The organism is Paenibacillus sp. P3E (assembly GCF_001909045.1).
GTDB classification, from domain to species: Bacteria; Bacillota; Bacilli; order Paenibacillales; family Paenibacillaceae; genus Paenibacillus_AQ; species Paenibacillus_AQ helianthi.
In genome coordinates, this window is the sequence record NZ_LVWH01000220.1 from 67,311 (window position 1) to 89,818 (window position 22,508).

General features: G+C 51.4%; 17 protein-coding genes and 1 riboswitch. Of the genes, 13 read left to right on the forward strand and 4 right to left on the reverse strand.

The window, feature by feature from the left end; genetic code table 11:
• Nucleotides 1-26 precede the first annotated feature (26 nt).
• From trxB to A3842_RS28255, 3 genes are all read left to right on the forward strand, one after another.
• Complete coding sequence (gene trxB / locus A3842_RS28245) at nucleotides 27-968, forward strand: thioredoxin-disulfide reductase (RefSeq protein WP_074103512.1); 942 nt, start codon at nucleotides 27-29, stop codon at nucleotides 966-968.
• Between the two features lie 93 nt (nucleotides 969-1,061).
• On the forward strand, nucleotides 1,062-1,295 hold the full coding sequence (locus A3842_RS28250) for a glutaredoxin family protein (protein ID WP_074085007.1): 234 nt from the start codon (nucleotides 1,062-1,064) through the stop codon (nucleotides 1,293-1,295).
• Between the two features lie 98 nt (nucleotides 1,296-1,393).
• Nucleotides 1,394-1,807 (forward strand): GNAT family N-acetyltransferase, encoded by a 414-nt coding sequence (locus tag A3842_RS28255; RefSeq protein ID WP_074085006.1) that lies wholly within the window; start codon nucleotides 1,394-1,396, stop codon nucleotides 1,805-1,807.
• Here the strand turns inward: A3842_RS28255 and A3842_RS28260 are convergent.
• Nucleotides 1,788-1,985, reverse strand: coding sequence for a hypothetical protein (locus tag A3842_RS28260; protein ID WP_074085005.1), 198 nt, complete (start codon nucleotides 1,983-1,985; stop codon nucleotides 1,788-1,790). The two genes, A3842_RS28255 and A3842_RS28260, sit on opposite strands and share 20 nt — an antisense overlap.
• Nucleotides 1,986-2,116: 131 nt before the next feature.
• Nucleotides 2,117-3,277, reverse strand: a complete 1,161-nt coding sequence (locus tag A3842_RS28265) for an ROK family transcriptional regulator (protein ID WP_074103513.1) — start codon at nucleotides 3,275-3,277, stop codon at nucleotides 2,117-2,119.
• 393 nt (nucleotides 3,278-3,670) lie between these two features.
• Here A3842_RS28265 and xylA point away from each other — a divergent pair, with 393 nt between their 5' ends.
• The 9 genes from xylA to A3842_RS28310 all read left to right on the forward strand — a co-directional run bounded on the left by xylA (nucleotide 3,671) and on the right by A3842_RS28310 (nucleotide 18,110).
• A complete protein-coding gene (gene xylA, locus A3842_RS28270; RefSeq protein WP_074103514.1) occupies nucleotides 3,671-4,990 on the forward strand; it encodes a xylose isomerase in 1,320 nt (439 codons plus the stop codon).
• Between the two features lie 129 nt (nucleotides 4,991-5,119).
• On the forward strand, nucleotides 5,120-6,616 hold the full coding sequence (gene xylB, locus A3842_RS28275; RefSeq protein ID WP_074103515.1) for a xylulokinase: 1,497 nt from the start codon (nucleotides 5,120-5,122) through the stop codon (nucleotides 6,614-6,616).
• Between the two features lie 91 nt (nucleotides 6,617-6,707).
• Nucleotides 6,708-8,249: a response regulator transcription factor gene (locus tag A3842_RS28280; protein WP_074103516.1), complete on the forward strand. Its 1,542-nt coding sequence runs from the start codon at nucleotides 6,708-6,710 to the stop codon at nucleotides 8,247-8,249.
• Nucleotides 8,250-8,346: 97 nt separating this feature from the next.
• Complete coding sequence (locus A3842_RS28285) at nucleotides 8,347-10,173, forward strand: sensor histidine kinase (RefSeq protein WP_074103517.1); 1,827 nt, start codon at nucleotides 8,347-8,349, stop codon at nucleotides 10,171-10,173.
• Between the two features lie 127 nt (nucleotides 10,174-10,300).
• Nucleotides 10,301-11,281 (forward strand): ABC transporter permease, encoded by a 981-nt coding sequence (locus A3842_RS28290; RefSeq protein WP_074085000.1) that lies wholly within the window; start codon nucleotides 10,301-10,303, stop codon nucleotides 11,279-11,281.
• 13 nt (nucleotides 11,282-11,294) lie between these two features.
• A complete protein-coding gene (locus tag A3842_RS28295) occupies nucleotides 11,295-12,194 on the forward strand; it encodes a carbohydrate ABC transporter permease (RefSeq protein WP_178382428.1) in 900 nt (299 codons plus the stop codon).
• Nucleotides 12,195-12,390: 196 nt separating this feature from the next.
• Nucleotides 12,391-14,139 (forward strand): ABC transporter substrate-binding protein, encoded by a 1,749-nt coding sequence (locus A3842_RS28300; protein ID WP_074084999.1) that lies wholly within the window; start codon nucleotides 12,391-12,393, stop codon nucleotides 14,137-14,139.
• Nucleotides 14,140-14,251: 112 nt separating this feature from the next.
• Nucleotides 14,252-16,633: a glycoside hydrolase family 95 protein gene (locus A3842_RS28305; protein ID WP_074103518.1), complete on the forward strand. Its 2,382-nt coding sequence runs from the start codon at nucleotides 14,252-14,254 to the stop codon at nucleotides 16,631-16,633.
• 337 nt (nucleotides 16,634-16,970) lie between these two features.
• Nucleotides 16,971-18,110, forward strand: a complete 1,140-nt coding sequence (locus tag A3842_RS28310) for a transglutaminase domain-containing protein (protein ID WP_074103519.1) — start codon at nucleotides 16,971-16,973, stop codon at nucleotides 18,108-18,110.
• An 88-nt stretch (nucleotides 18,111-18,198) separates the two neighbouring features.
• On the opposite strand, the gene A3842_RS28315 is transcribed toward A3842_RS28310, so the two are convergent.
• Together A3842_RS28315 and A3842_RS28320 are read right to left on the reverse strand one after the other, a co-directional pair.
• Nucleotides 18,199-19,692 (reverse strand): amino acid permease, encoded by a 1,494-nt coding sequence (locus tag A3842_RS28315; protein ID WP_074103520.1) that lies wholly within the window; start codon nucleotides 19,690-19,692, stop codon nucleotides 18,199-18,201.
• Nucleotides 19,693-19,826: 134 nt separating this feature from the next.
• A riboswitch (Lysine riboswitch) is annotated at nucleotides 19,827-20,041 on the reverse strand.
• A 99-nt stretch (nucleotides 20,042-20,140) separates the two neighbouring features.
• A complete protein-coding gene (locus tag A3842_RS28320) occupies nucleotides 20,141-21,274 on the reverse strand; it encodes a virulence factor (RefSeq protein ID WP_074103521.1) in 1,134 nt (377 codons plus the stop codon).
• A gap of 235 nt (nucleotides 21,275-21,509) precedes the next feature.
• Between A3842_RS28320 and A3842_RS28325 the strand changes: the two genes are divergently transcribed.
• Nucleotides 21,510-22,499 (forward strand): MBL fold metallo-hydrolase, encoded by a 990-nt coding sequence (locus tag A3842_RS28325; RefSeq protein ID WP_074103522.1) that lies wholly within the window; start codon nucleotides 21,510-21,512, stop codon nucleotides 22,497-22,499.
• Nucleotides 22,500-22,508 lie beyond the last annotated feature (9 nt).

A 22,508-nucleotide genomic window follows, 5' to 3' on the forward strand; every position in this document is an offset into this window, starting at 1 on the left:
CCGTCCATCTCAAGGAGGATATAGTCATGTATAAATCAATTATTATCGGAACCGGCCCTGCCGGATTGACTGCGGCCATCTACCTGGCCCGTGCCAATCTGAATCCATTGGTTATTGAAGGGCCTCAGCCGGGCGGACAGCTTACCACCACCACGGAAGTGGAGAATTTTCCGGGATTTCCCGATGGCATCATGGGTCCGGAGCTCATGGATAATATGCGTAAGCAGGCTGAACGCTTTGGTGCCAAGTTTGTTACAGGCTGGGTGAACAGTGTAGAGCTTGGGGAACGCCCTTTTAAGCTGAATGTTGAAGGGATGGGCGCACTGACTACGGATACTCTGATTCTCTCGACAGGAGCAACAGCTAAATACCTGGGCATCCCGGGTGAACAGGACAATATCGGACGCGGTGTCAGCACTTGTGCGACCTGCGACGGATTTTTCTTCCGGGGTAAAGAGATCGTGGTGGTCGGCGGCGGCGACTCAGCTCTTGAAGAGGCGGGTTTCCTGACCCGTTTTGCTTCCAAAGTAACCCTTGTGCACCGTCGTGAAGAACTGCGTGCCTCCAAAATCATGCAGGACCGGGTCCGTGACAATGAAAAGGTTGCCTGGGGCCTGAACCGCACTCCGCTGGAAGTAACTGCCGGCGACAGAGGTGTGAACGGAATTAAGGTGCTTAACAATGAAACCGGGGAAGAAGAGTTCATTGAGGCCAGCGGTGTGTTTGTCGCTATTGGGCATCATCCGAATACGGCATTCCTTGGCGGACAGATTACGACGGATGCGAACGGCTATATCGTCACGAATCCAGGCACTTCCGAAGCTAATATTCCCGGCGTCTTCGCTTGCGGAGATGTACAGGATACCCGTTACAAACAAGCGATTACCGCAGCGGGCAGCGGATGTATGGCAGCTATGGATGCTGAGAAGTACATTGAGAGCCTGGAGCACAGTGCAGTTATTTTGTAATATGCCCTTGGTATTGCAGGCACCACGGTGCTATAATATAGTAAGCTGGTGTTTTAGTGTAAGTCGATAAAGCTTTTAGGAGGAGATTAGAACATGGAAAACGTAATTGTATACACCTCGACCAACTGTCCCCATTGCCGTCAGGTCAAAAGCTTCCTGAGTGAGAAGGGCGTCTCCTACGAGGAGCGCAACATTGAACAAAATGATGATTTTGCCCAGCAGGTGTGGGATATGGGGATGCGGGCTGTACCTGTAACCGTCATCGGCGATTTCAAAATCGTTGGCATGAATAAAACCCAATTCGACAAGGCGTTGGCTACTGTATAATCGTCAGACCAGGTACTCCTCTGCTTGAGGAAACAAGGGCCGCTTCCGCGCTGGAGGCGGCTTTTTGTATACATATTAGGATAAGGAGGCGATGAGGAATGTTGATCAGTTTGGAAAATTATTGGGATAGGAATGCTGTTGAACGGCTGCTTGCAGAGTGCATGATGGCGGACGAGGAGCGTGTACGGGAGGAAGTGGACCGCTATCTTGCTGAAGATTCACGGGAACTGCAGGGCACCTTCATAGATGGTGAACTGGCGGGATTGATCGGCATCCGGCGAGGTCCGGGAACGGAAGCGGAAATCCTGCATATCGCCGTTCAGACCCGCTGGCGGGGCCGTGGAATTGGTGCTGCAATGATCGGAGAACTCCGGAAATGCGGCGGCATCGAAACGCTTCAGGCTGAGACGGACCGGGAAGCTGTGGGTTTTTATAGCCATTGCGGATTTAAGATTAGCAGTTTGGGCGAAAAGTACCCGGGGGTGGAGCGGTTTAGCTGTAAATATACATAATGATTTGAAACAGGGCATAGACAGCAATTCCGCAGGTAATAAGCAGCAATCCTGATTTTTTTTTCGACTGGAACAGGCGAAGAACGCCGAGGCTAATGAGTGGAGCGATGATGAGCAGCAGCAGCAGCACAGTGATGAACATCTGCGCCGAAATATCAGACGTATCAACATAAGTCATGGACTCTCTCTCCATTCAGAAAAAAGATTGTAGTGACATTTGTCACACTTTTATCCCCTATTATAAAGGATTGATCTTCCTTTTTCTGTACTGCTGCCCCTATAATTGCGGCAATTTTACGTCAATTTTGCCTAGAGCGTCACCCGGATGTTCCCAAGGAAATGCATCACTGCTGAAAAACCCGCTCCGACCATGGTCCCGCGGCTCCCCAGCCGTGAAAAGATGATTTCGAGCTGCTGCTTATGATACGGCAGGGTCCGCTCGGCAACCACTCTGCGCAGCGGCTCGCCCAGCCAAGGCTCGGCTTCAGATAGAGCCCCGCCAATCACGATCAGCTCGGGGTTAAAGCTGTTGATAAGATTGGTAACACCGATCCCGAGATATTCGCCGATGGTATTGAAATGGCGCAATGTGTCTTCCTGCCCCTCCAGTGCATGCCGGACCAGCTCGGATGTACTGCGGGCAGGCAGCGCCAGCCCGGGATTGTCGTAAGTTTTCTCTGAAGCGTATAGTTCCCAGCAGCCACGGCTGCCGCAGCTGCAGGGTTTGCCTTCCGCCTCTATGGTCATATGGCCGGTCTCACCGGCATATCCGCGTGCACCCTTGTACAGCTCTCCGCCGATAATAATTCCAGAACCAATCCCCGAGCCTGCACTGATATAGAGCAGATGGCGCACATCACGCGCCGCTCCGAAGTTCAGCTCCCCTTGGGCGCCTGCATTCGCCTCGTTGTCGATCGTCACCGGGACTTCGAAAGACTGCTCGAGAATGCCCCGCAGATCTACCATTTCCCAGCCCAGATTGGGTGCAAACAGCACCACACCATGCTCATCCACCATCCCTGGCACCCCTACCCCAATCCCCACTATGCCGTATGGCGAGGAAGGGGCTGCTGCAATCAGCTCCGAGATCATGCTCTTCATTTTGTCCAATACATAAGGCAGGTTATGGACTTCCAGCTGGCGGTCCAATTCGTGAAGAATGCTCCCGTCCAAATCGCATAAGACCGCCTTCAACTGCTTCACCTGCAGTTCGATGCCGATTACACTGCCAGCCTTGCTGTTGAAATGCAGCATCAGCGGTTTACGGCCGCCGCTTGATTCACCCGGCCCGGCCTCGGTGACCAGTTCATGCCCACAGAGCTCGGCCACGAGATTGGATACGGTGGCTTTATTCAGTCCGGTTATTTCGGATACCCGGGCCCGCGATACCGGAGACTGCATCCGAATCGTATGTAAAATAATCGATTTATTGATTTTTTTGACCAGCGCCTGATCACCCGTAACCTTCACTAACTACACTTCCTTCTTGGCAACGTTCTCATAAGAGTATGCCACTTAGTCTAGTGCGATGCGCGCTAAAATGCAACAGTGGCGCTGGATATGAATTGGCTTCAGGAGTTCTTGCAACCATGCTGAACAAGGAGAAAGCGGGAGCAGCAATCTAGAGCTTGCCGGACTGCGGGCCTAATGGAATAGACGCATAGGCACAGGGGCCGGGGGGTACTTTATGTTAGTGAAGAATAAGAGAGAGGATTGTCCGCAGGGGCTGCGGGGCGCTCCAATTCGAGAAATTATAAGTTACAAAAAAACTTTGTTTAACCAATATACAAAGTCAAAAAGATGTGTTAAGATGTTGCTGTAAACGCTTGCGGGCGAAGCAAAATATCGAGGAGGATTACACAAATGGCTTATTTTGAATCAGTGAGCAAGATCTCTTACGAGGGAAGCCGTTCCACCAACCCTTATGCATTCAAATTCTACAACCCGAAAGAAATCGTAGCCGGCAAAACCATGGAAGAGCACCTGAAGTTTGCAATGGCTTATTGGCATACACTAACAGCTGGCGGCGCCGATCCGTTCGGCGCTGAAACTGCAGTCCGCGCTTGGGATAAGCTGAACACGATTGACAAGGCAAAAGCCCGTGCAGAAGCAGCATTTGAGTTCATGGAAAAAATGGACCTGCATTACTACTGCTTCCATGACGTGGATATCGCTCCTGAAGGCGCGTCTTTGCGCGAGTTCTACAGCAACATCGATACCATCGTAGACATCCTTGAACAAGGCATGAAGGCATCCGGCAAAAAATTGCTGTGGAACACTGCCAACATGTTCACCAACCCGCGCTATATGCATGGTGCAGGCTCCACCTGCAACGCTGATGTGTATGCACACGCAGCTGCACAAGTTAAGAAAGGTCTGGAAGTTGGTAAACGTCTGGGCGCTGACAACTATGTATTCTGGGGCGGCCGTGAAGGCTACGAAACTCTGCTGAATACAGATATGGGCCTTGAGCAGGACAACATTGCCCGCCTGTTCAGCATGGCTGTAGACTACGCTAAGGAAATCGGCTTCGACGGCCAGTTCCTGATCGAGCCTAAACCGAAAGAGCCTACCAAACATCAATATGACTTCGACGCAGCAACAACGATCGCGTTCCTGCAGAAGTACAACCTTGATAAACACTTCAAGCTGAATCTTGAAGCTAACCATGCGACACTTGCCGGCCATACTTTCGAGCATGAGCTGCGTGTAGCCCGCATCAACGGCATGCTGGGATCGCTGGATGCGAACCAGGGCGATCCATTGCTCGGCTGGGATACAGATGAATTCCCTGCAAGCATCTACGATGCAACCCTGACCCTGTATGAAGTACTGAAGAATGATGGACTGGGCAAAGGCGGTATTAACTTTGACTCCAAAGTACGCCGTCCTTCCTTCGAACCTGAGGACCTGTTCCTGGCACACATCTCCGGTATGGATATCTATGCTAAGGGTCTGAAAGTTGCCGCTAAGCTGATTGAAGACCGCGTATTCGACGACTTCATCGCTAAACGTTACAGCAGCTTCACTGAAGGCGTAGGCGCTGACATCGTATCCGGCAAAGCAACCTTGGCTTCGCTGGCTGATTATGCATTGAACAATGAAACTCCGCGTCCGAACCAGTCCGGACGTCAAGAGCTGCTCAGAGCTACATTGAACCAGTACATCCTGACAGCTGAGTAAGACTACACCGGATTACCGGTGCTGTCCGTAGATTGGGCAGATCACTAACGCAACGGGGGTTGCTGAAGAGAGCATTCTTCGGCAGCCCCTTTTCTATTGAATAGACAAGCAATTTTGAGGAGGATAACGATGAAATATGTAATCGGTGTCGATCTTGGAACCAGTGCTGTAAAAACTGTATTGGTAGACCCGCAGGGAAAGGTGGCTTTTGAGCACTCCGAATCCTATCCCTTGAGCCGTCCCCAGCCGAACTGGAGTGAGCAGAATCCTGAGGATTGGGTACAGGGGACGCTGGTCAGCTTACACCGTCTGATTGAAGTATCCGGAGTGGACCCGTCGCAAGTGGACGGCATCAGTTTCTCCGGCCAGATGCACGGACTGGTGCTGGTGGATCGTGAAGGCAAGGTGCTGCGTCCGGCGATTCTCTGGAACGACACCCGGACTACGGCGCAATGCCGGAAGATCGAGAAGACGCTCGGCGCCAAGCTGATCGAAATTGCCAGAAACCGAGCTCTGGAAGGCTTCACTCTGCCTAAGATTCTGTGGGTGCAGGAGAACGAGCCGGAGGTGCTGGCACAGGCTGAGCTATTCCTTCTGCCGAAGGATTATGTTCGTTACCGGCTGACAGGTGATTACGCCATGGATTATTCCGATGCCGCAGGCACGCTGCTGCTGGATGTGGCCTCCAAAACATGGAGTGCGGAAATCGCTGAGGCCTTCGGCCTGCCGGTGTCCCTTTGTCCAAAGCTTGTGGAATCATTCGACCTGACTGGCACGCTGCTTCCGGAAATTGCTGAAGCATCCGGCCTGCTCCCGTCCACCAAAGTATTCGCTGGTGGCGCAGACAACGCATGTGGTGCACTCGGTGCCGGCATTCTTGGTGAAGGCCGGACCATGTGCAGCATCGGGACCTCCGGTGTGATCCTGTCCTATGAGAGCAATAAAGACCTGAACCTGGAAGGCAAGGTCCATTTCTTCAACCATGGGGAGAAGGATGCCTACTACATCATGGGGGTTACACTGGCTGCTGGTTATAGTCTCACCTGGTTCAAAGAAACCTTTGCAGGGGACAAAAGCTTTGATGAACTGCTTCAAGGAGTCGATTCCATCCCAGCCGGCAGCGGTGGCCTTCTGTTCACACCATACATTGTCGGTGAGCGCACTCCGCATCCGGATCCTAATATCCGCGGCAGCTTTATCGGCATGGATTCCGGGCATACTTTGGCTCATTTCACCCGTTCGGTACTGGAGGGAATTACGTTCTCGCTGCGGGAATCTATTGATATCGTGCGTGACTCCGGCAAGGAAATTACTGAGGTTGTAGCGATTGGCGGAGGTGCCAAGAATGAAGCCTGGCTGCAGATGCAGGCGGATATTTTTAATGCTTCGATCATCAAGCTGGAGAGCGAGCAGGGACCGGCTATGGGTGCGGCTATGCTGGCAGCTTACGGTGCCGGCTGGTTCGAATCTCTCGGTGAATGCGCAGAAGCCTTCATCCGTCCTGCAGAAGTGTACAAACCGAATGCTCAGCAAGCCGCAACCTATGATGGATTGTTTGGGCTGTATCAGGAAGTTTATGGGCAGACACGTTCACTAAATGATAAACTGGCACAATACCGTAAATAGTCAGAGCCTGGGCAAGCTCGGGCCTATATCTTGGAATTGCCGGAGGGTCCGTAAGGGCCTTCCGGGATTCTGCCTTAGGGGTTGACCGCAGATGATAAAAGTGCTGATTGTAGATGACGAGCCCAAACTGAGGGAAGGGATGCGTACACTGATTCCATGGGAGGAGTATGGCTATACTGTAGTCGGGACAGCCGCGAGTGGGCTGGAAGCACTTGATAAATTCCGGACACTTGCACCCATGCTGATGATTGCTGATATCCGTATGCCGGGCATGGATGGTCTGGAGCTGGTTGGCGAACTGCGTAAAGAAAACGCTAACTGTCATGTGCTGATCCTCAGCGGTTATGCGGACTTCGAATATGCCAAACGGGCCATTTCCTATCATATTGACGGGTATTTGCTGAAACCGGTGGATGAAGAGGAATTGATCTCCTATTTGCAGGAGTTGCGGGACACCATATCCCGGGAGGAACGTGCCAGCGAATGGCAGAACAATGAAACTGTGCGCAATGAGGATACTTTGCTGCGTCATTTGCTGCAGCCGCAGGAGGAAGATGCCCCCAGGGCTGAAGCTGCTGTGGAGCTTGGTCTGGAAGGGCATAGCTGCGAGGTCGTGCTCCTGGAATTCAAGGGACTGCATAAGGGCGGAGATATCCGTGAAGAGCAGGTGAGAAGCGAGCTTGAGCAGCAGTGGCAGCCGGATACGGGATTAATATTCACTTTGCCGCCTTATTTAGGCATCCTTCTGAAGGAACCGCTCCAGGATGATGCTGGCCGTGCCGCCTTGTGGCGGAAGCTGAATGCAGTCATTACCGGGTATGGGCTCGAATTTTGCGCGGCTGCAGGGGGGAGCGCAGCCGGACCCGAGGAGGCATCACGGTCTTTTACAGCGGCCGCCGGGCTGCTGGAAGAGGCTTTTTTTGGCCGGAAGGGTATTATTCTGAGTGGAACAACCGATGATTGGGCGGAACCTGAGCCGGAACCGGAGGAGGAGCCGGACCCCGAACGGGATGTAGAGGTACAACTGCTGCTGGCCATAGAGACCGGAAGCAATGAGGCCATTCCCATGCTGGTGGGGCAAATTGTCCGTAAACTGGTTGCAGCAAAGCGTGATGAAACCTATATTAAGGAAAATCTGATGCGAATTGTAAGCAGTACTATCGCCCGTCTGGAAGCGGCTAACCCCGATTTCCGCAGCTTCATTCTTAGTCATCCTTCTCCTATAGGCGAGGTATACGGCAGCGATTATCTGATTGACGTAGAGAAGCAGGTCGCAGATTATATGGAGCAAATCTCCAGGCAGATGAACAGCGGCGGCCGCGGCGACGAGATCAAACGGATTACCGATCTGATTCAACGCCGCTATAATGAGAACCTGAAGCTGGGATCGCTTGCCGAAGTCTTCAATTACAACAGCGCATATTTAGGTAAAATGTTCAAAAATCAGGTGGGCGAGCACTTTAATACTTATTTGGACAAAGTCAGAATCGAGAAGGCCAAGCAATTTTTGAATCAGGGAATGAAAGTATACGAGGTTGCTGAAAGAGTTGGATATATGAATTCCGATTATTTTAATGCCAAATTCCGCAAATATGTCGGTGTGTCCCCAACCGCTTTCCGTAAGGAACAATAAATGGATCTGCTGAAATGAATATATATCTGTATAATAGTCGTTAAGAGGTACAGGCTGTTCCCACGCTGCAGCAGATGCGGGGAGCAGCCTGTTTCTCATGGTTTGGGCGGAAACATTGGGAGGAGGGATTGGCATTAAAGGGCTGGTGCGAATGATCAATAATTTAAAGCTGAAGTACAAGCTGATTTTTTTCTACATTATTGTGGTGATGATACCCGTGTTAATCGTCGGGATTATACTGACCAGCTATTTCCGTAGTGCGGCCTTGGACAGAGCCATTGAACAGGCAACGAATAATGTGGAGAAGATCAAGAGTCAAATGGTAACCAAACTGCGGGTGCCGACGGACATTTCCAATCTGCTTTATTTTGACAGTAATCTTGAAAAGCTTGTCAATACAAAATACCCCGGCATATTGGAGCTGACGAAGGCCTATCTGAATTATACGGATTTCCAGGATTATATTCTGCAGTACAGGGAGATTTCCAACATCCGCTTTTTTATAGATAACCCTACGCTTGTAGATAACATGTCTATCGCTCCGCTGACTCCAGAGATCAAATCGAAGAACTGGTATAAAAGTGCCATGAAGGGCCCGGGTCTCAACTGGATGTATATCCCGGACAAAGAGGCCTATATCAACAGTACTAAAGGAACGATCAACAAGCTTAGTCTGGTCCGGCAGGTTTTTTACCCCGAATATCAGAAAACGGGAATATTGATGGTGCAGGTGGTACAGGATGAACTGAACCAGATGCTCTACCAGGAGCCGTTTGAGACGATTATTACAGATGAGCAGGGATATATTGTGGCCGCCAAGAATCCGCATCTGGTGGGCAGCACGCTCGCCGCGTTTGATATCGGGATGGATCTGCAGAAAACGGACAAAAATGTCATCCGGACAACAGTCAAGGGCAAGGATTCTTATGTCATCGTAGATGAGATCCGGCCGCAGCTTAGTGTAAGCCGGCTGAAAGTAATCTCTGTCTTTGAAACCAAGAGTATACTGAGCTCTGCGAACAAGGTAAGTCTTCTGGGGCTGCTGATCATTGGCGGTGTCCTGCTGATTGCACTGGTGCTGGTGTATGTTATTTCTTTTCTGATGACCAATCGTCTGCTGCGGCTGAGCCGTCAATTGAATCAAGTCGCCCTCGGCAATCTGAACGTAGTCTCGCAAATGGACGGGACCGATGAAATCGGCCAACTCTCGCGCCAGTTCAATTATATGGTAGCCAGTATTAACCGTCTGCTGTCACAAGTCGTGGAGAGCAATGAGAAAAACAACAAGCTGGAGATCGCCCAGAGAGAGATCAAGCTGAAAATGATGGCGAGTCAGATTCATCCGCATTTTCTGTTCAATGCGCTGGAATCGATCCGTATGAATGCCCACCTTAAGGGGGAGAAGGAGATCGCCAACATTGTACGGCTGCTGGGCAAGCTTATGCGTAAAAACCTGGAAGTGGGCCGGGACCGGGCACCGATCAAAGAAGAAGTGGAAATGATGCGTTCGTACCTGGAGATTCAAAAGTTCCGCTACGAAGAGCGGCTGGAATATGAAATAGAGTTCGATACCAAAGCCGCAGATATCCTGATTCCGCCCCTGATCATTCAACCCATGGTTGAGAATTCGGTGGTCCATGGGCTGGAGAACAAAGCGGGCACGGTGCATGTCCATGTCAGCATAACACTCCATGAGGATGAAGTTAAGGTATGCGTTACCGACGATGGAATCGGTATGTCAGAGGAGCGGCTTATCGAGATTATCTCTGTCATCTCCCAGGCAGAGGAGGAGCCTCAGAGCCGCATCGGGCTGCGCAACGTTCATCAGCGACTGGTAATGTATTATGGGGAATCACACGGGCTCAATATATCCAGTAAAAAGGGGATAGGGACAGAAATTTCCTTCTCAATTCCCCGATTGTGAGGTCTCAAGGGTAGCGCTTTCACTGAATGTCTAATTAGCACTGGTTTTACGTAAAATCTGTCGGGTATTCTCCCCTAGTGGTGTACGTTATGATATGTGTATACAAAACGAAGGGGGAATATTGAACGTGAAAGCGCTCACGGAGAATGGTGTTACAGTTAATGAAAGCGTAACCCCTGTCCCACCTACGAAACGGAATAGTGGATTTTGGAAAAGCGTACTGCAGCAAAAGTACTTGTATCTGATGTCTCTACCGTTCGTGATCTGGGTATTTGTTTTCAGTTACGTGCCCTTATGGGGATGGTTGATGGCATTTCAGAATTATAAACCGATCAAGTCGTTTAGAGATCAGAAATGGGTAGGGCTTAAGAATTTTAAGGAGCTTTTCCATGATGAACGTTTCTATCTTGTTCTGAGAAATACCCTGGCCATGAGTGGACTTGGACTCGTATTCGGATTCGTTGTTCCGATAATTTTTGCGGTAATGCTTAACGAGCTGCGGGGGAGTGTTTTCAAGAGAACGGTTCAGACCATATCCTACCTGCCTCACTTTGTATCCTGGGTTGTTGTTGGCGGGATTGTCTATAAGACACTCGCGATCGACGGAGGGATTGTCAACGATCTGTTGACACATCTTCATATCATAGACGAGCCGATTCAGTTCATGGCGAAGGCTAAGATGTTCTGGGGTGTTGTAACGGCAGCGGATCTGTGGAAAGAAACGGGCTGGAATGCGATTATCTATTTGGCAGCGATTACAGGGATCGATAAAGAACTCTATGAAGCTGCAAAAGTAGACGGTGCCGGAAGAATCAAGCAAATGTTCAATATTACTTTGCCGGGTATTCGTACCACTATTACGGTATTGCTGATTATGTCCATTGGACATCTGATCGGTATTGGCTTCGAAAAGCAGTTCCAGCTCAGCAACAATCTCGTTACGGATTATTCCGAAGTGTTGGATATCTATGCGCTTAAGTACGGGATTCAGATCGGGCGGTTCTCCTATGGTACAGCCATTAGCATGTTCACCTCGGTAGTCAGTGTAATCTTACTGCTTACAGCCAACGGTGTTATGAAGAAATTCACTAAAGAAAGCATCATGTAAGGAGGGGATAAGGGTGGCAGGCAAAGCTTTTCAAATGACAAAGTCTGAACGTGTGTTCGACATCTTTCTATACATTTTTCTTGGGATCATAATGCTCGTGACGTTGTATCCCTTCTTGAACGTGCTCGCGATTTCTTTAAATGAATCTACAGACACCGTCCGAGGGGGCATTTACATTTGGCCGAGGGTTCTGACGCTTGATAACTATAAACAGATCTTCAGCTACACAGGGCTGATTCAAGGCTTCAAAATCTCAATTCTCCGGACTGTATCCGGTACGATTCTAGGGCTTATAAGCTCTTCGATGCTGGCCTTTACACTAAGCCGTCCGGAGTTCAGAGCAAGGAAATTTGTTTCGTATTTCCTGGCAATGACGATGTATTTCTCTGGCGGTATGGTACCTATGTACATTCTGATGAGAGATTTGAATCTGATTGGAACGTTCTGGATTTACATTTTGCCGGGTGCAGTTTCCGCTTTCAACGTGTTCGTCATCCGTTCCTTCATGGACGGGCTGCCTTTCGCCCTGCAGGAATCGGCGAAGCTGGACGGCGCCAATGACTTCGTGATTTATTACAAGATCATCATGCCGCTCTGTATGCCCGTACTAGCAACAATCACTTTGTTCCTGGCTGTAGGACAATGGAATGAGTGGTTTTCCACCTATCTGTATAACGGTAATAAGCCGCATCTGACTACGCTCCAGTATGAGCTGATGAAGGTGCTGGCAACAACCAACCAGGGCAGCGGCATGGTCAATGCTAATGATATGGCGAAGCAGATGGCGCAAATATCGCCTGAATCCATCAAGATGGCTATTACTATTGTAGTAACAGTACCGATTCTTGTGGTGTATCCATTCCTGCAAAAGTATTTTGTAGGCGGTATGACGTTAGGTGCAGTTAAGGCTTAGGCCAAGCATGGAACAGATTCATGGGATCGTGTTTCCTGATTCAACAATGGACGGATCAGGAACCATTCCCAATGATCTTTTTCAAAGAATAAGAATTGGAATTATATTTATATTGGTTTTGCAAGCGTTATCAATGGTATATTCAGGACTATCCTGATATGCATAGATGAAACACACATTACAAGGGGGATAAAAAATGAAAAGCAAGAGTATCAAGACTGCTTTCACGCTCATGCTCATGAGTTCCATGCTGATTGCCGGCTGTGGCGGAAACAACAACGCTGACAACAGTAAAAATGCGGCTAACACCGGAAATAATGCGTCGACTGCAACTGCTACCGATAGTGCAGCCAATACAACTGCAGATACCAGCCCCGTTACATTCTCATTCTTTGGTGCTGATGCCAGCCCTAACTGGAACAAAATGCAGGATGAAGTAGGTAAAGTCATTACGGAAAAAACCGGTGTAACCCTGAATGCTGAATATGATGTAGGCAGCGGCGGCGGTGAACAAAAGATTTCTCTGATGGCAGCCAGCGGTGACGTGCCTGATCTGATCTTTGCTAAAGGTAATCTAAGTAAACTGGTTGATGCAGGTCTGGTTATCGATATGACAGATTTGATCGACAAGTATGCGCCTAACTTGAAAAAGGTCTACGGCGATAATATGAAGCGTTTGAAATACAGCAAAGACGATCAAAAAATCTACTCCATTCCTACAAATGCCGGGGTTGACCAACAATCCTTTGACGCCGGAGGCGGTTTTGAAATTCAGCAGCGTGTACTGAAAGAACTTGGATATCCTCAAGTGAAAACCGTTCAAGATTATGAAAAGGTGCTTAAAGACTATGTAGCCAAACATCCTGAAACCGACGGTCAGCCAACCATTCCGCTTACGCTGAATGCAGATGACTGGAAAATCATGATCACGGTTACCAACCCGGCATTCCTAACCACTGGGGCACCGGATGATGGTGAATATTATGTAGATCCAACGACATATGCAGCACAACTTCACTACAAACGTCCAGCTGAAAAAGAATATTTCCGTTGGTTGAACCACATGTACAGCGAAGGGCTGCTGGACAAAGATACTTTTGTACAAAAAGATGACCAATATAAAGCTAAAGTGGCCAGCGGACGCGTGCTCGGTCTGATCTCCCAGGAATGGGAATACCAAGACGGTGAGAATGCTCTGAAGGCAGCAGGTAAAGACGAGTATACTTATGCTCATTTCCCTGTGACTTTGACCGATGAGTACAAAGACCACTCTTTCCAATCTGCAGGTGTTGATGCATCTGGAATCGCCATTACTACCGCTTGTAAAGATCCGGTTCGCGCCATTAAGTTCCTGGACTGGCTCGCTTCTGACGAAGGCCAGGTGCTGATGAACTGGGGGATTGAAGGAAAACAATATACGGTTAACGCAGACGGCAAACGTGTAATTCCTGCTGATGTCCAAAAGAAGAAAACAGATGACGCTAACAATTTTGCCAAAGAAACAGGGATTGGCCTGTACACAGCTTTGACAGCTCACTATGGTGACGGTGTGAAGGATTCCACAGGCAACTACTACACTACTAACTTCCCTGAACAAATCGTAGCTGCATATTCAGATGCTGAGAAAGAAACCTTGAAGGCTTACAAAGCTACAACATGGAAGGACTTGTTCCCTAAGGAATCCGACTTCCCGGTTAAGGAATGGGGCGCGTTGTACAACATGCCTACTCCTACAGATGGCGATTATCAGGTTACCTTCAAGAAAACGCAGGATATTATCCGTAAACGTATTCCAGAAGCTATCCTGTCCAAACCAGCTGACTTCGATAAGGTATATGATGCATTCATCGCTGAGCTGAACAAAGCCGGTGCTGAAAAGATGGAAGCTGAATACACTGATCTCGTAAAAGCAAGAGTATCCCTGTGGACTGGTAAGGATCTGTAAATCAACAAATTAGTAATTGAAGCATTTATCTGCTATCTGCTAATGTAAAGCAAAGGCCCGACTTTGGTCAGGGCCTTTTGCCTGTAGTTAGGGACTTGGAGGAGGAGAGGGAATGGCGGAGGAGAGCAAAGCACACACCTGGATATTGAAATATGACCAGCCTGCGGCGGTCTGGGAAGAAGCGCTGCCGCTCGGCAACGGGTATATGGGAGCTATGGTGTTCGGCGGAGCAGCCAAGGAGCGCATTCAGCTTAATGAGGATACATTATGGGCAGGGTTTCCCCGTGACAGCAACAATTACGAAGCTCAGCGTTATTTGAAGAAGGTGCGCGGGCTGGTCTCAGAAGGCAACTATGGCGAGGCTGAGGATCTTATTAACACGCGTATGCTTGGTGTAAACACACAGCCGTATTTACCGCTGGGCGATCTGTATCTGGAGCATCCGGGAGTGGAGAATACTGAGGGGTACCGCCGGGAGCTGGATCTGGACAGCGGCATTGCCACCGTGTCCTATCGAACGGATGATTGTATATTTACCCGTGAGACTTTTATCAGCGCTCCGGATGGAGTCTGCGTGGTTCGGGTGGCAAGTGAGATAAAGGGGAAGCTTGAGCTGGTCATCTCATTGGATAGCCTCTTGAAACATAGTGTACAAAGCAGCGGACAGCAAAAGCTGACGATGTGCGGGCAGTGTCCTACGTATGTAGCCGATAATTATTTTGGGGATCATCCGTACCCGGTCCAGTATGAGGAGGGACTAGGTATTGGCTTCGAACTGCAGCTGGAGGCGAAGGTTACCGGCGGAAGTGTGCAGACAGTAGAAGGAAAGATTGTAATCTCCGGCGCGGATAGCGTAGTACTGCTGCTTGCTGCGGGTACAACTTACGAAGAGCTGAAGCAAAAGGCGGCGCATATCCGCACCGACCTGGCTGAAATCTCTACGACAATTCCAAGTCCTGCGGAAATTTGCGCAGAGCGATTATCGGCGGCTGCGCAGAGGCCGCATGAGGAACTGCGGCAACGTCATGTGGATGACCACCAGGCCATCTTCCGCCGTGTGGACCTCAATCTCGGGGGCTGGGAAGCAGCTGCACTGCCGACGGACCAGCGTTTAGCTGCATACCGGGAAGGTCAGTCCGATCCGGCACTGGAGGCTCTTTTATTTCAATATGGCCGTTATTTGCTGATGGCCAGTTCCCGGCCGGGTACCCAGGCTGCCAATTTACAAGGAATATGGAATCCTCATCTAACACCGCCATGGAACAGCAACTATACCACCAATATTAATGCACAAATGAACTATTGGCTGGCTGAGGTCTGCAATCTGAGTGAATGTCATGAACCTTTGATCGATTTGATTCGTGAGGTCAGTGTCACCGGGTCAAGAACAGCCGCTATTCATTATGGGGCCCGTGGCTGGGTTGCCCATCACAATGTGGATCTGTGGCGTCATTCATCCCCTTCGGGCGGGGATGCCAGCTGGGCCTTCTGGCCAATGGGCGGGGTATGGCTCAGCAGCCATCTGTGGGAACATTATGCGTTTAACCCGGACCGCGAATACCTTGCACAGACGGCATATCCGCTGATGAAAGGGGCGGCGTTATTCTGTCTGGACTGGCTGACGGAAGGGCCGGATGGCATGCTGATTACGAGTCCCTCTACCTCGCCGGAGAACCGTTTTGTAACGGAAGATGGCCGGCCGTGCAGTATCTCTATGGGTTCGGCTATGGATATGAGCCTTATCCGCGAATTGTTCGGAAATTGCCTCACAGCCGCAAATATTCTCGGTGTTGACGAAGACTTCCGGCTTCAGTTGGAAGAGACGGCTGCCCGCATGTTCCCTCTGCAGATCAGTAGAGACGGGCGCTTGCAGGAGTGGTTCCAGGATTTCACCGAGTCTGAGCCGGGGCACCGTCATGTCTCCCATTTGTATGGGCTGTATCCCGGGAATATGATTAATGAGAAGGAAACTCCGGATCTGCTGGAAGCTGCCCGCTTGTCACTGGAGAAGCGGATCGCCTCCGGCGGAGGCCACACCGGCTGGAGCTGCGCATGGCTGATCAATCTGTACGCCCGGCTTAAGGATGGAGCCGCCGCATACGGTTTTGTGCGTACGCTGCTAACCCGTTCCGTGTACCCGAACCTGTTCGATGCCCATCCGCCGTTTCAGATTGACGGGAATTTCGGAGCTGCCGCAGGGATTGCGGAAATGCTGCTGCAGAGCCATCTGGGTGAAATCAGCCTGCTGCCCGCACTGCCGGATCATTGGAACAACGGCCGGGTGGAAGGGCTCAGAGCCCGGGGGGGCTTCGTGGTGGATATCGAGTGGCAGGACCATGTACTTGTCTCTGCCAAGATTACAGCCGGGCAGGATAGCTTATGCCGGTTGAGCTATTCGCGTGAGCTGAAGCTTCAGCTACAGGGCGGCACGGTGGCAGAACCCGGAACTCCGCTGTACATGAAGGCTGGAGACAGTATTATTGCAAGCGTGTAAAAGGGCATTCATGCAGAACTGAAGCTGTGGTAATATGGCGGCGGACATTGTATACTGCTTTCTGGCAGAGGAACTGCCGGGAAGCAGTTTTTTTGCATATTCAGATTTATATGTTTTACAACCGCTAAGGACATTGTTTAGCTGCGGACCTTATTCTGCGGCTGTGACGAACCGATAATAGAGAATATATAGCAAGATTTTACGATGGGAATTGCTCCAAGAATAAAATGCAAGGTATATGGGATGCTACGGTTGTGCAGACTGGATTTTCGGCATCTACTATACAGTACATACTATTGGGTGAGCCATTATAGGGCATGCAGGAGGAACAGGATCTATGGGGAAAAAGCATTTGTCGCTGATGAAGACCATTCTGGGAGGCGTGCTTCTATGTGCGGCTCTGCCGCCGGCACTATACTGGGGTTGGGACCAGGCTTATGCGGCCAGCACTCAAACCGTGCTTCAATCGGGAACGGAAATGGCCCAGAAGCTGACTGCAGCAATGAATAACCGGAGAGAGAACATCACATTCGTATATGAAGGAAAGACCGCCAATTTGAAATCCTTGGTGCAAAAGGCCATTGACCAGGCTATGGGCAGTGACCCTTACCTCTACTATATTATTGACAGCTACGCTTTTTCTTACCAGGGGGGCAGCCGCTCAGCCAACATAACGGTGCAGATGGAGTACCGGGAGACATTGCAGCAGACCGCTCTGGTGAACAAGCAGGTGAAAACGATTCTGCAGCAGATTATTACTCCTGGGATGAACAATCACCAGAAGGTGAAGGTTATTCATGACTGGGTGGTGCTGCATCTGCAATATGATGCTACGTACCGCAAATATACAGCTTACGAAGGATTAGAGACCGGTAGTGCTGTCTGCCAGGGATATTCTCTGCTAACTTATAAATTGCTTCTGGGTGCGGGTATCCCTAATAAAATTGTTGAAGGTACAGCAAGACCGGCAGGTGGACCTGCCCAATCGCATGCCTGGAACCTGGTCCAGCTTGACGGGCGCTGGTACCACTTGGATACCACCTGGGACGATCCAACACCAAGCCCGGAGGGCGGTATCAGTACGCTTTACTATCTGCGGACTGATGCCCAGATGCGGCATGATCACAGCTGGACCAAGTCCTATCCGGCAGCATCCGTCGGCTACGCGCAGACCTTGTCCGAGCTGGTGAGCCGCGGAGGGCAGAACGTGTCTGTATACAAGGACCTTCAGCAGAAGCTCGACTACCGTCTGTATGAGGAGGGACAGGTGATTACTTCTGCGTCAGAGTTGAATACCCTCGTGAAGGAAGCGGTGGCGTCAGGTAAACAGTCCCTTTTGTTCCGTTACCGGGGCACCGAAAGACTGCTCAAAATCGATCTGCAGGGATTGTACGGCTTAGGCCTGGAGAACCTATCGTATAACACTACTCCGTTTGATAACACCGGGGATTTGAAGGTATATGTGACCTGGAAATAACCCTCAGCGGTTCAGCAAAACAGGGATGCCACCGAGCCATTTGGCTGCGGGACATCCCTGTTTTGCTATTGACTATTAAATTCACCTGTTAATCTGCGTGAGTGCTCAGATCGCATTGATTCAGCGGGATAATGCGGCTCTGGCGGAACCAGCGGTAACCGATCCAGATTAGCAGGAACAGCGGCAGGCTGACGTAGGAGACGAGGATGCCGTACCAATCGATGGTGCCTCCTGTGAAAGCACCAAGGTTCTGTCCGAATACGGCAATGAGACATAGCGCCAGTGCGAACAACGGCCCAAAGGGGAACCATCTGGCCCGGTAAGGCAGCTCATCCAGCGAATGGCCCTGGGCTACAAAAGCCCGGCGGAAACGGTAATGACACACCGCAATGCCCAGCCAGTTAATGAATCCGCACATCCCCGAAGCATTAAGCAGCCAATTATAGACGGCACCGTCACCAAAGAATGAGGCCAGAAAAGCCAGCATGCCTACGGCAGTAGTCACGAGAAGAGCGCCTACGGGCACTCCGCGGCGGTTCAGTCTGCCGAGCGCACGCGGTGCCATGCCATCCTTGGCCATTGCATACAGGACACGGGTGGAAGCGTACATACCGGAGTTTCCGGCTGACAGTACAGAACTGAGAATGACAGCATTCATGACGGATGCGGCAATCGCAAGTCCTGCTTTATTGAAGACAATGGTGAACGGGCTGACACCGATATCATCGATGCCGCCGCGGAGCAGATCCGGATTGGTATAAGGGATAAGCAGCCCGATCACAAGAATGGAGAAAATGTAGAAGATCAGGATGCGCCAGAATACCTGGCGGATGGCCAGTGGCACATTGCGGCGCGGGTTTTCGCTCTCCCCTGCTGCAACCCCGACGAGTTCAGTACCCTGGAATGAGAAACCGGCAGCCATGAAGACTCCGACGAAGGCAAAGAAGCCGCCATGGAAGGAGCTCCCGCCAAGCTGGAAGTTGCTGAGGCCTACCGCTTTGCCGCCCATAATCCCGAAGATCATCAGCACACCGACAGCCAGGAACACGACTACGGTGATAATTTTGATAATTGCAAACCAGTACTCCGATTCGCCGTAACCGCGTGATGACAGGAAGTTCAGTCCGAACATCAGCAGCAGGAACAGAAGGCTCCAGAGCACGGAAGGACTGTCCGGGAACCAGTATTTTATAATCACTGTGGCAGCGGACAGTTCGGCAGCGATGGTGACGGCCCAGTTGTACCAGAAGTTCCAGCCGATGGCGAAGCCGAAGGCAGGGCTGACAAACCGCGTGCCGTAGGTGCTGAAGGAGCCGGAGTCCGGCAGGTAGGTTGCCAGCTCTCCAAGGCTGGTCATAAGAAAATACACCATAATGCCGACCGCTGTATAGGCCAGCAGCGCGCCTCCCGGTCCGGAAGAGGCGATAGCGCCGCCGCTGGCCAGGAACAGCCCGGTTCCGATGGAGCCGCCGAGCGCGATCATGGTTAAATGTCTGGCCTTGAAGGTTTTGCGCAGCCCCGGAGCGGCAGGATTACTGCTCTGTGCCGTTATGTGCTGCTGTTCGTCTTTCTTAGCTTTCATGAATAGAACACTCCCTTAATTGTGATGTTTCTGTTCAAGGGCTCTAACCAAGTAGCATATCCATCCTGCAAGCACAAAAAAACCGCAGACGGATTCTGCGGTTTCCTGTATTTACAGCTCCGCACCATACTCCCTGTTCAGATAGCGCAACACAGTGCCTGGCCGCAGTCTCCTGACGGGCCAAGCCCTGTGACAGTTCCGTGCCTTTCGGCGACGGCCCCAGCCTGCACTGCTTAATAAGAGCAGCGGCGCAGACTTCGGCGGATATTCCTTTCGGCGGCGTTTCACAGACGGCTCTTATAGCGTCTCCACGCGCGTACTCTTTATATCCGCGACCTCTACCTCATCTTAGGTATGATGAGGCTATCTTGTAACGATATGAACACAACAGGGATTAGTATAATGCAACTTGGCTGAGCAAGCAATGACAATTTAAGGCAGGTTAACGTCAGGTTCTCCGGCGCTCCGACATCTGCTGCCAGACGGTACCGGCAGCCTCTTCACCCGATGCGATGCGCTCCAGCGCCATTCGGGCCTGCAGGCCGACCTCGAATTCCGGGTCGTCCGCAGCAAGGCTCAGCGCGTCCTGAGCTTCAGCTGTGCCGACCTCGTAGAGGAAGCGTGCCGCCCGCCAGCGGACGAGCTTGCTCTTGTCTGTAAGCGCCGCTGTCATCACCGGCGTCGCTGCCGGATCGCCGATGTCGGACAGCGTGTCTCCAGCCGTGCGCCGCACGGCCGGGGCGCTGTCTGCCATCGCCTCATAGAGCAGCTCCATCGCCTCGGGCGTGCGGATGTCGCCCAGGTACACGACCGCAAGCCTGCGGATATGCAGCTTGGGGTCGTGCAGCGCCGTGCGCAGCTCCGGCAGGAGGTCTGCCGTAGGCTGAAGATCCTCCAGCGCGGCGTAGCGCACGCGCCAGTCCTCGTCCTTCAGGTCTCGCAGCAGCTCGGCCTGTTCCTTCTTCTGCCGCTGCTCGATGAACTCGCCGCCAGCCCCGTGCGCGATGGCCTGCTGCACGAGGGAGTCGAGGCGTTCCTGCGGATACGCCGCTTCCAGCTCCTGCTCGACCTCGCGCGCGATAGCGCCTGGCTCGCCATAGCGCACGCCGTAATCGGTGAGCTTGCGCTCTTTGATCATTACGGCGCTGGCCACATCCGTTACCGCCTTCGTGAACCGGGCGGCGAGGGCGATGCGCTCCTCACTCGCGCCGGTCTTGACGCGGATCTGGATCGGGATCCCGCGGAACATCTGCACGAATACCTGTGATTCCCCGAAGTGGGCACCGGCATTTTCTTCCTCCAGATTGAAGTCGGCACTCAGGCCTTCCGCACCGAAACGGGTCTGAACCTCGCGTAGAATCGCTGCCCAGTCGGCACTGCCTCTACGCTCCAGAGCAGCAAAATCGGCCGCGTGATAAATGCTGGTGACTCCAGGAATAGTGAGCATCTCCCGCGCCCAGGAAGGGGCGGAACGCTGGCTCTCCGGTGTATAGGTACGGCGGACTCCGGCCTCCAGAGTCTCATCGAGATGAAGCTTCATCGTATTGGGACTGGGAGTCGGTTCAATAAATGTAATCTTCATACGCTTGGCTCCTCTTTAAACGGCGTAAGCACCGTAAGTACTTTACCCGCATTTTACCTCATTTTGGCCACTCATTACAAAAGAGTTGCAGCACCGTTCCGCTTAAGCCTGGGACCAAATGGTTAAACTTTGTAGCATAAGGGTTGAGTATTACGTGATTTTGCAAAACCATTCGTAGAATCCTATAGTTAGAATAAAGTATATTTTCCGGCAACTTGTTAAGGAGAGATGCGGAATGGCCAGATTACGCTACAATAACATTGACAATGTCAGTACCGACAAAACGCTCAAGCAGCTCCGCCAGTGGCGCGAGGAGCGGCGGATGAAGAAGAAGGACTACTCTTATAAAGTGCCGAATCATCCGCCCAAGCTGGACTATCTAATTAAGAATCGTCTTGATACGACAATAACCTGGATTGGGCATTCGACATTTTTGCTTCAATATGAAGGGATGAATATCATTACCGATCCCGTATGGGCACAGCGGCTGGGGTTTGAGAAACGGATCTGCCAGCCCGGTATTCCGCTCAGCGGCATCCCCCCGGTGGATCTCATTCTGATCTCCCATTCGCATTATGATCACCTGCATCTGGCATCTATACGCAAGCTGTACAGGGCGGGAACCACCCTCGTGGTGCCGGTGGGACTGAAGCGCAAGATGGTGCGCAAAGGCTTTGCGAACTGCCTGGAAATGCAGTGGTGGGAGGAGCTTACCCTGGGAGCCGTGAAGCTGACCTTTGTTCCGACACAGCACTGGACGCGGCGGACGCCATTTGATACCAATACCTCCCACTGGGGCGGGTTTGTGCTGCAGCCTGCTGAGCCCGGCAAGCATCCCCGGGGTGACGGAGCCGCGCATGAGCTGCCTCCCAATCTGTACTTTGCTGGAGACAGCGGCTTTTTCCCGGGATTCAAAGAAATTGGCAGCCGCTTCAAGCTGCATGTGGCGCTGATGCCAATCGGTGCCTATGAGCCGGAATGGTTCATGAGCTCGCAGCATGTGACTCCCGAGGAGGCCATTCAGGCCTTTATGGATGTAGGCGCGGAATTGATGGTCCCCATGCACTTTGGAACCTTCCGGCTGGCGGATGATACGGCCCGGGAGGCGCTGGACCGGATGGAACAGGCACGCCTGGCACATGGAATTGACGGGAAACGTATACGTACACTGGCTTATGGGGAAACGCTGATTGTACATCCGGCGGAGCGGACACCAGCCCAATAGAGATTACAT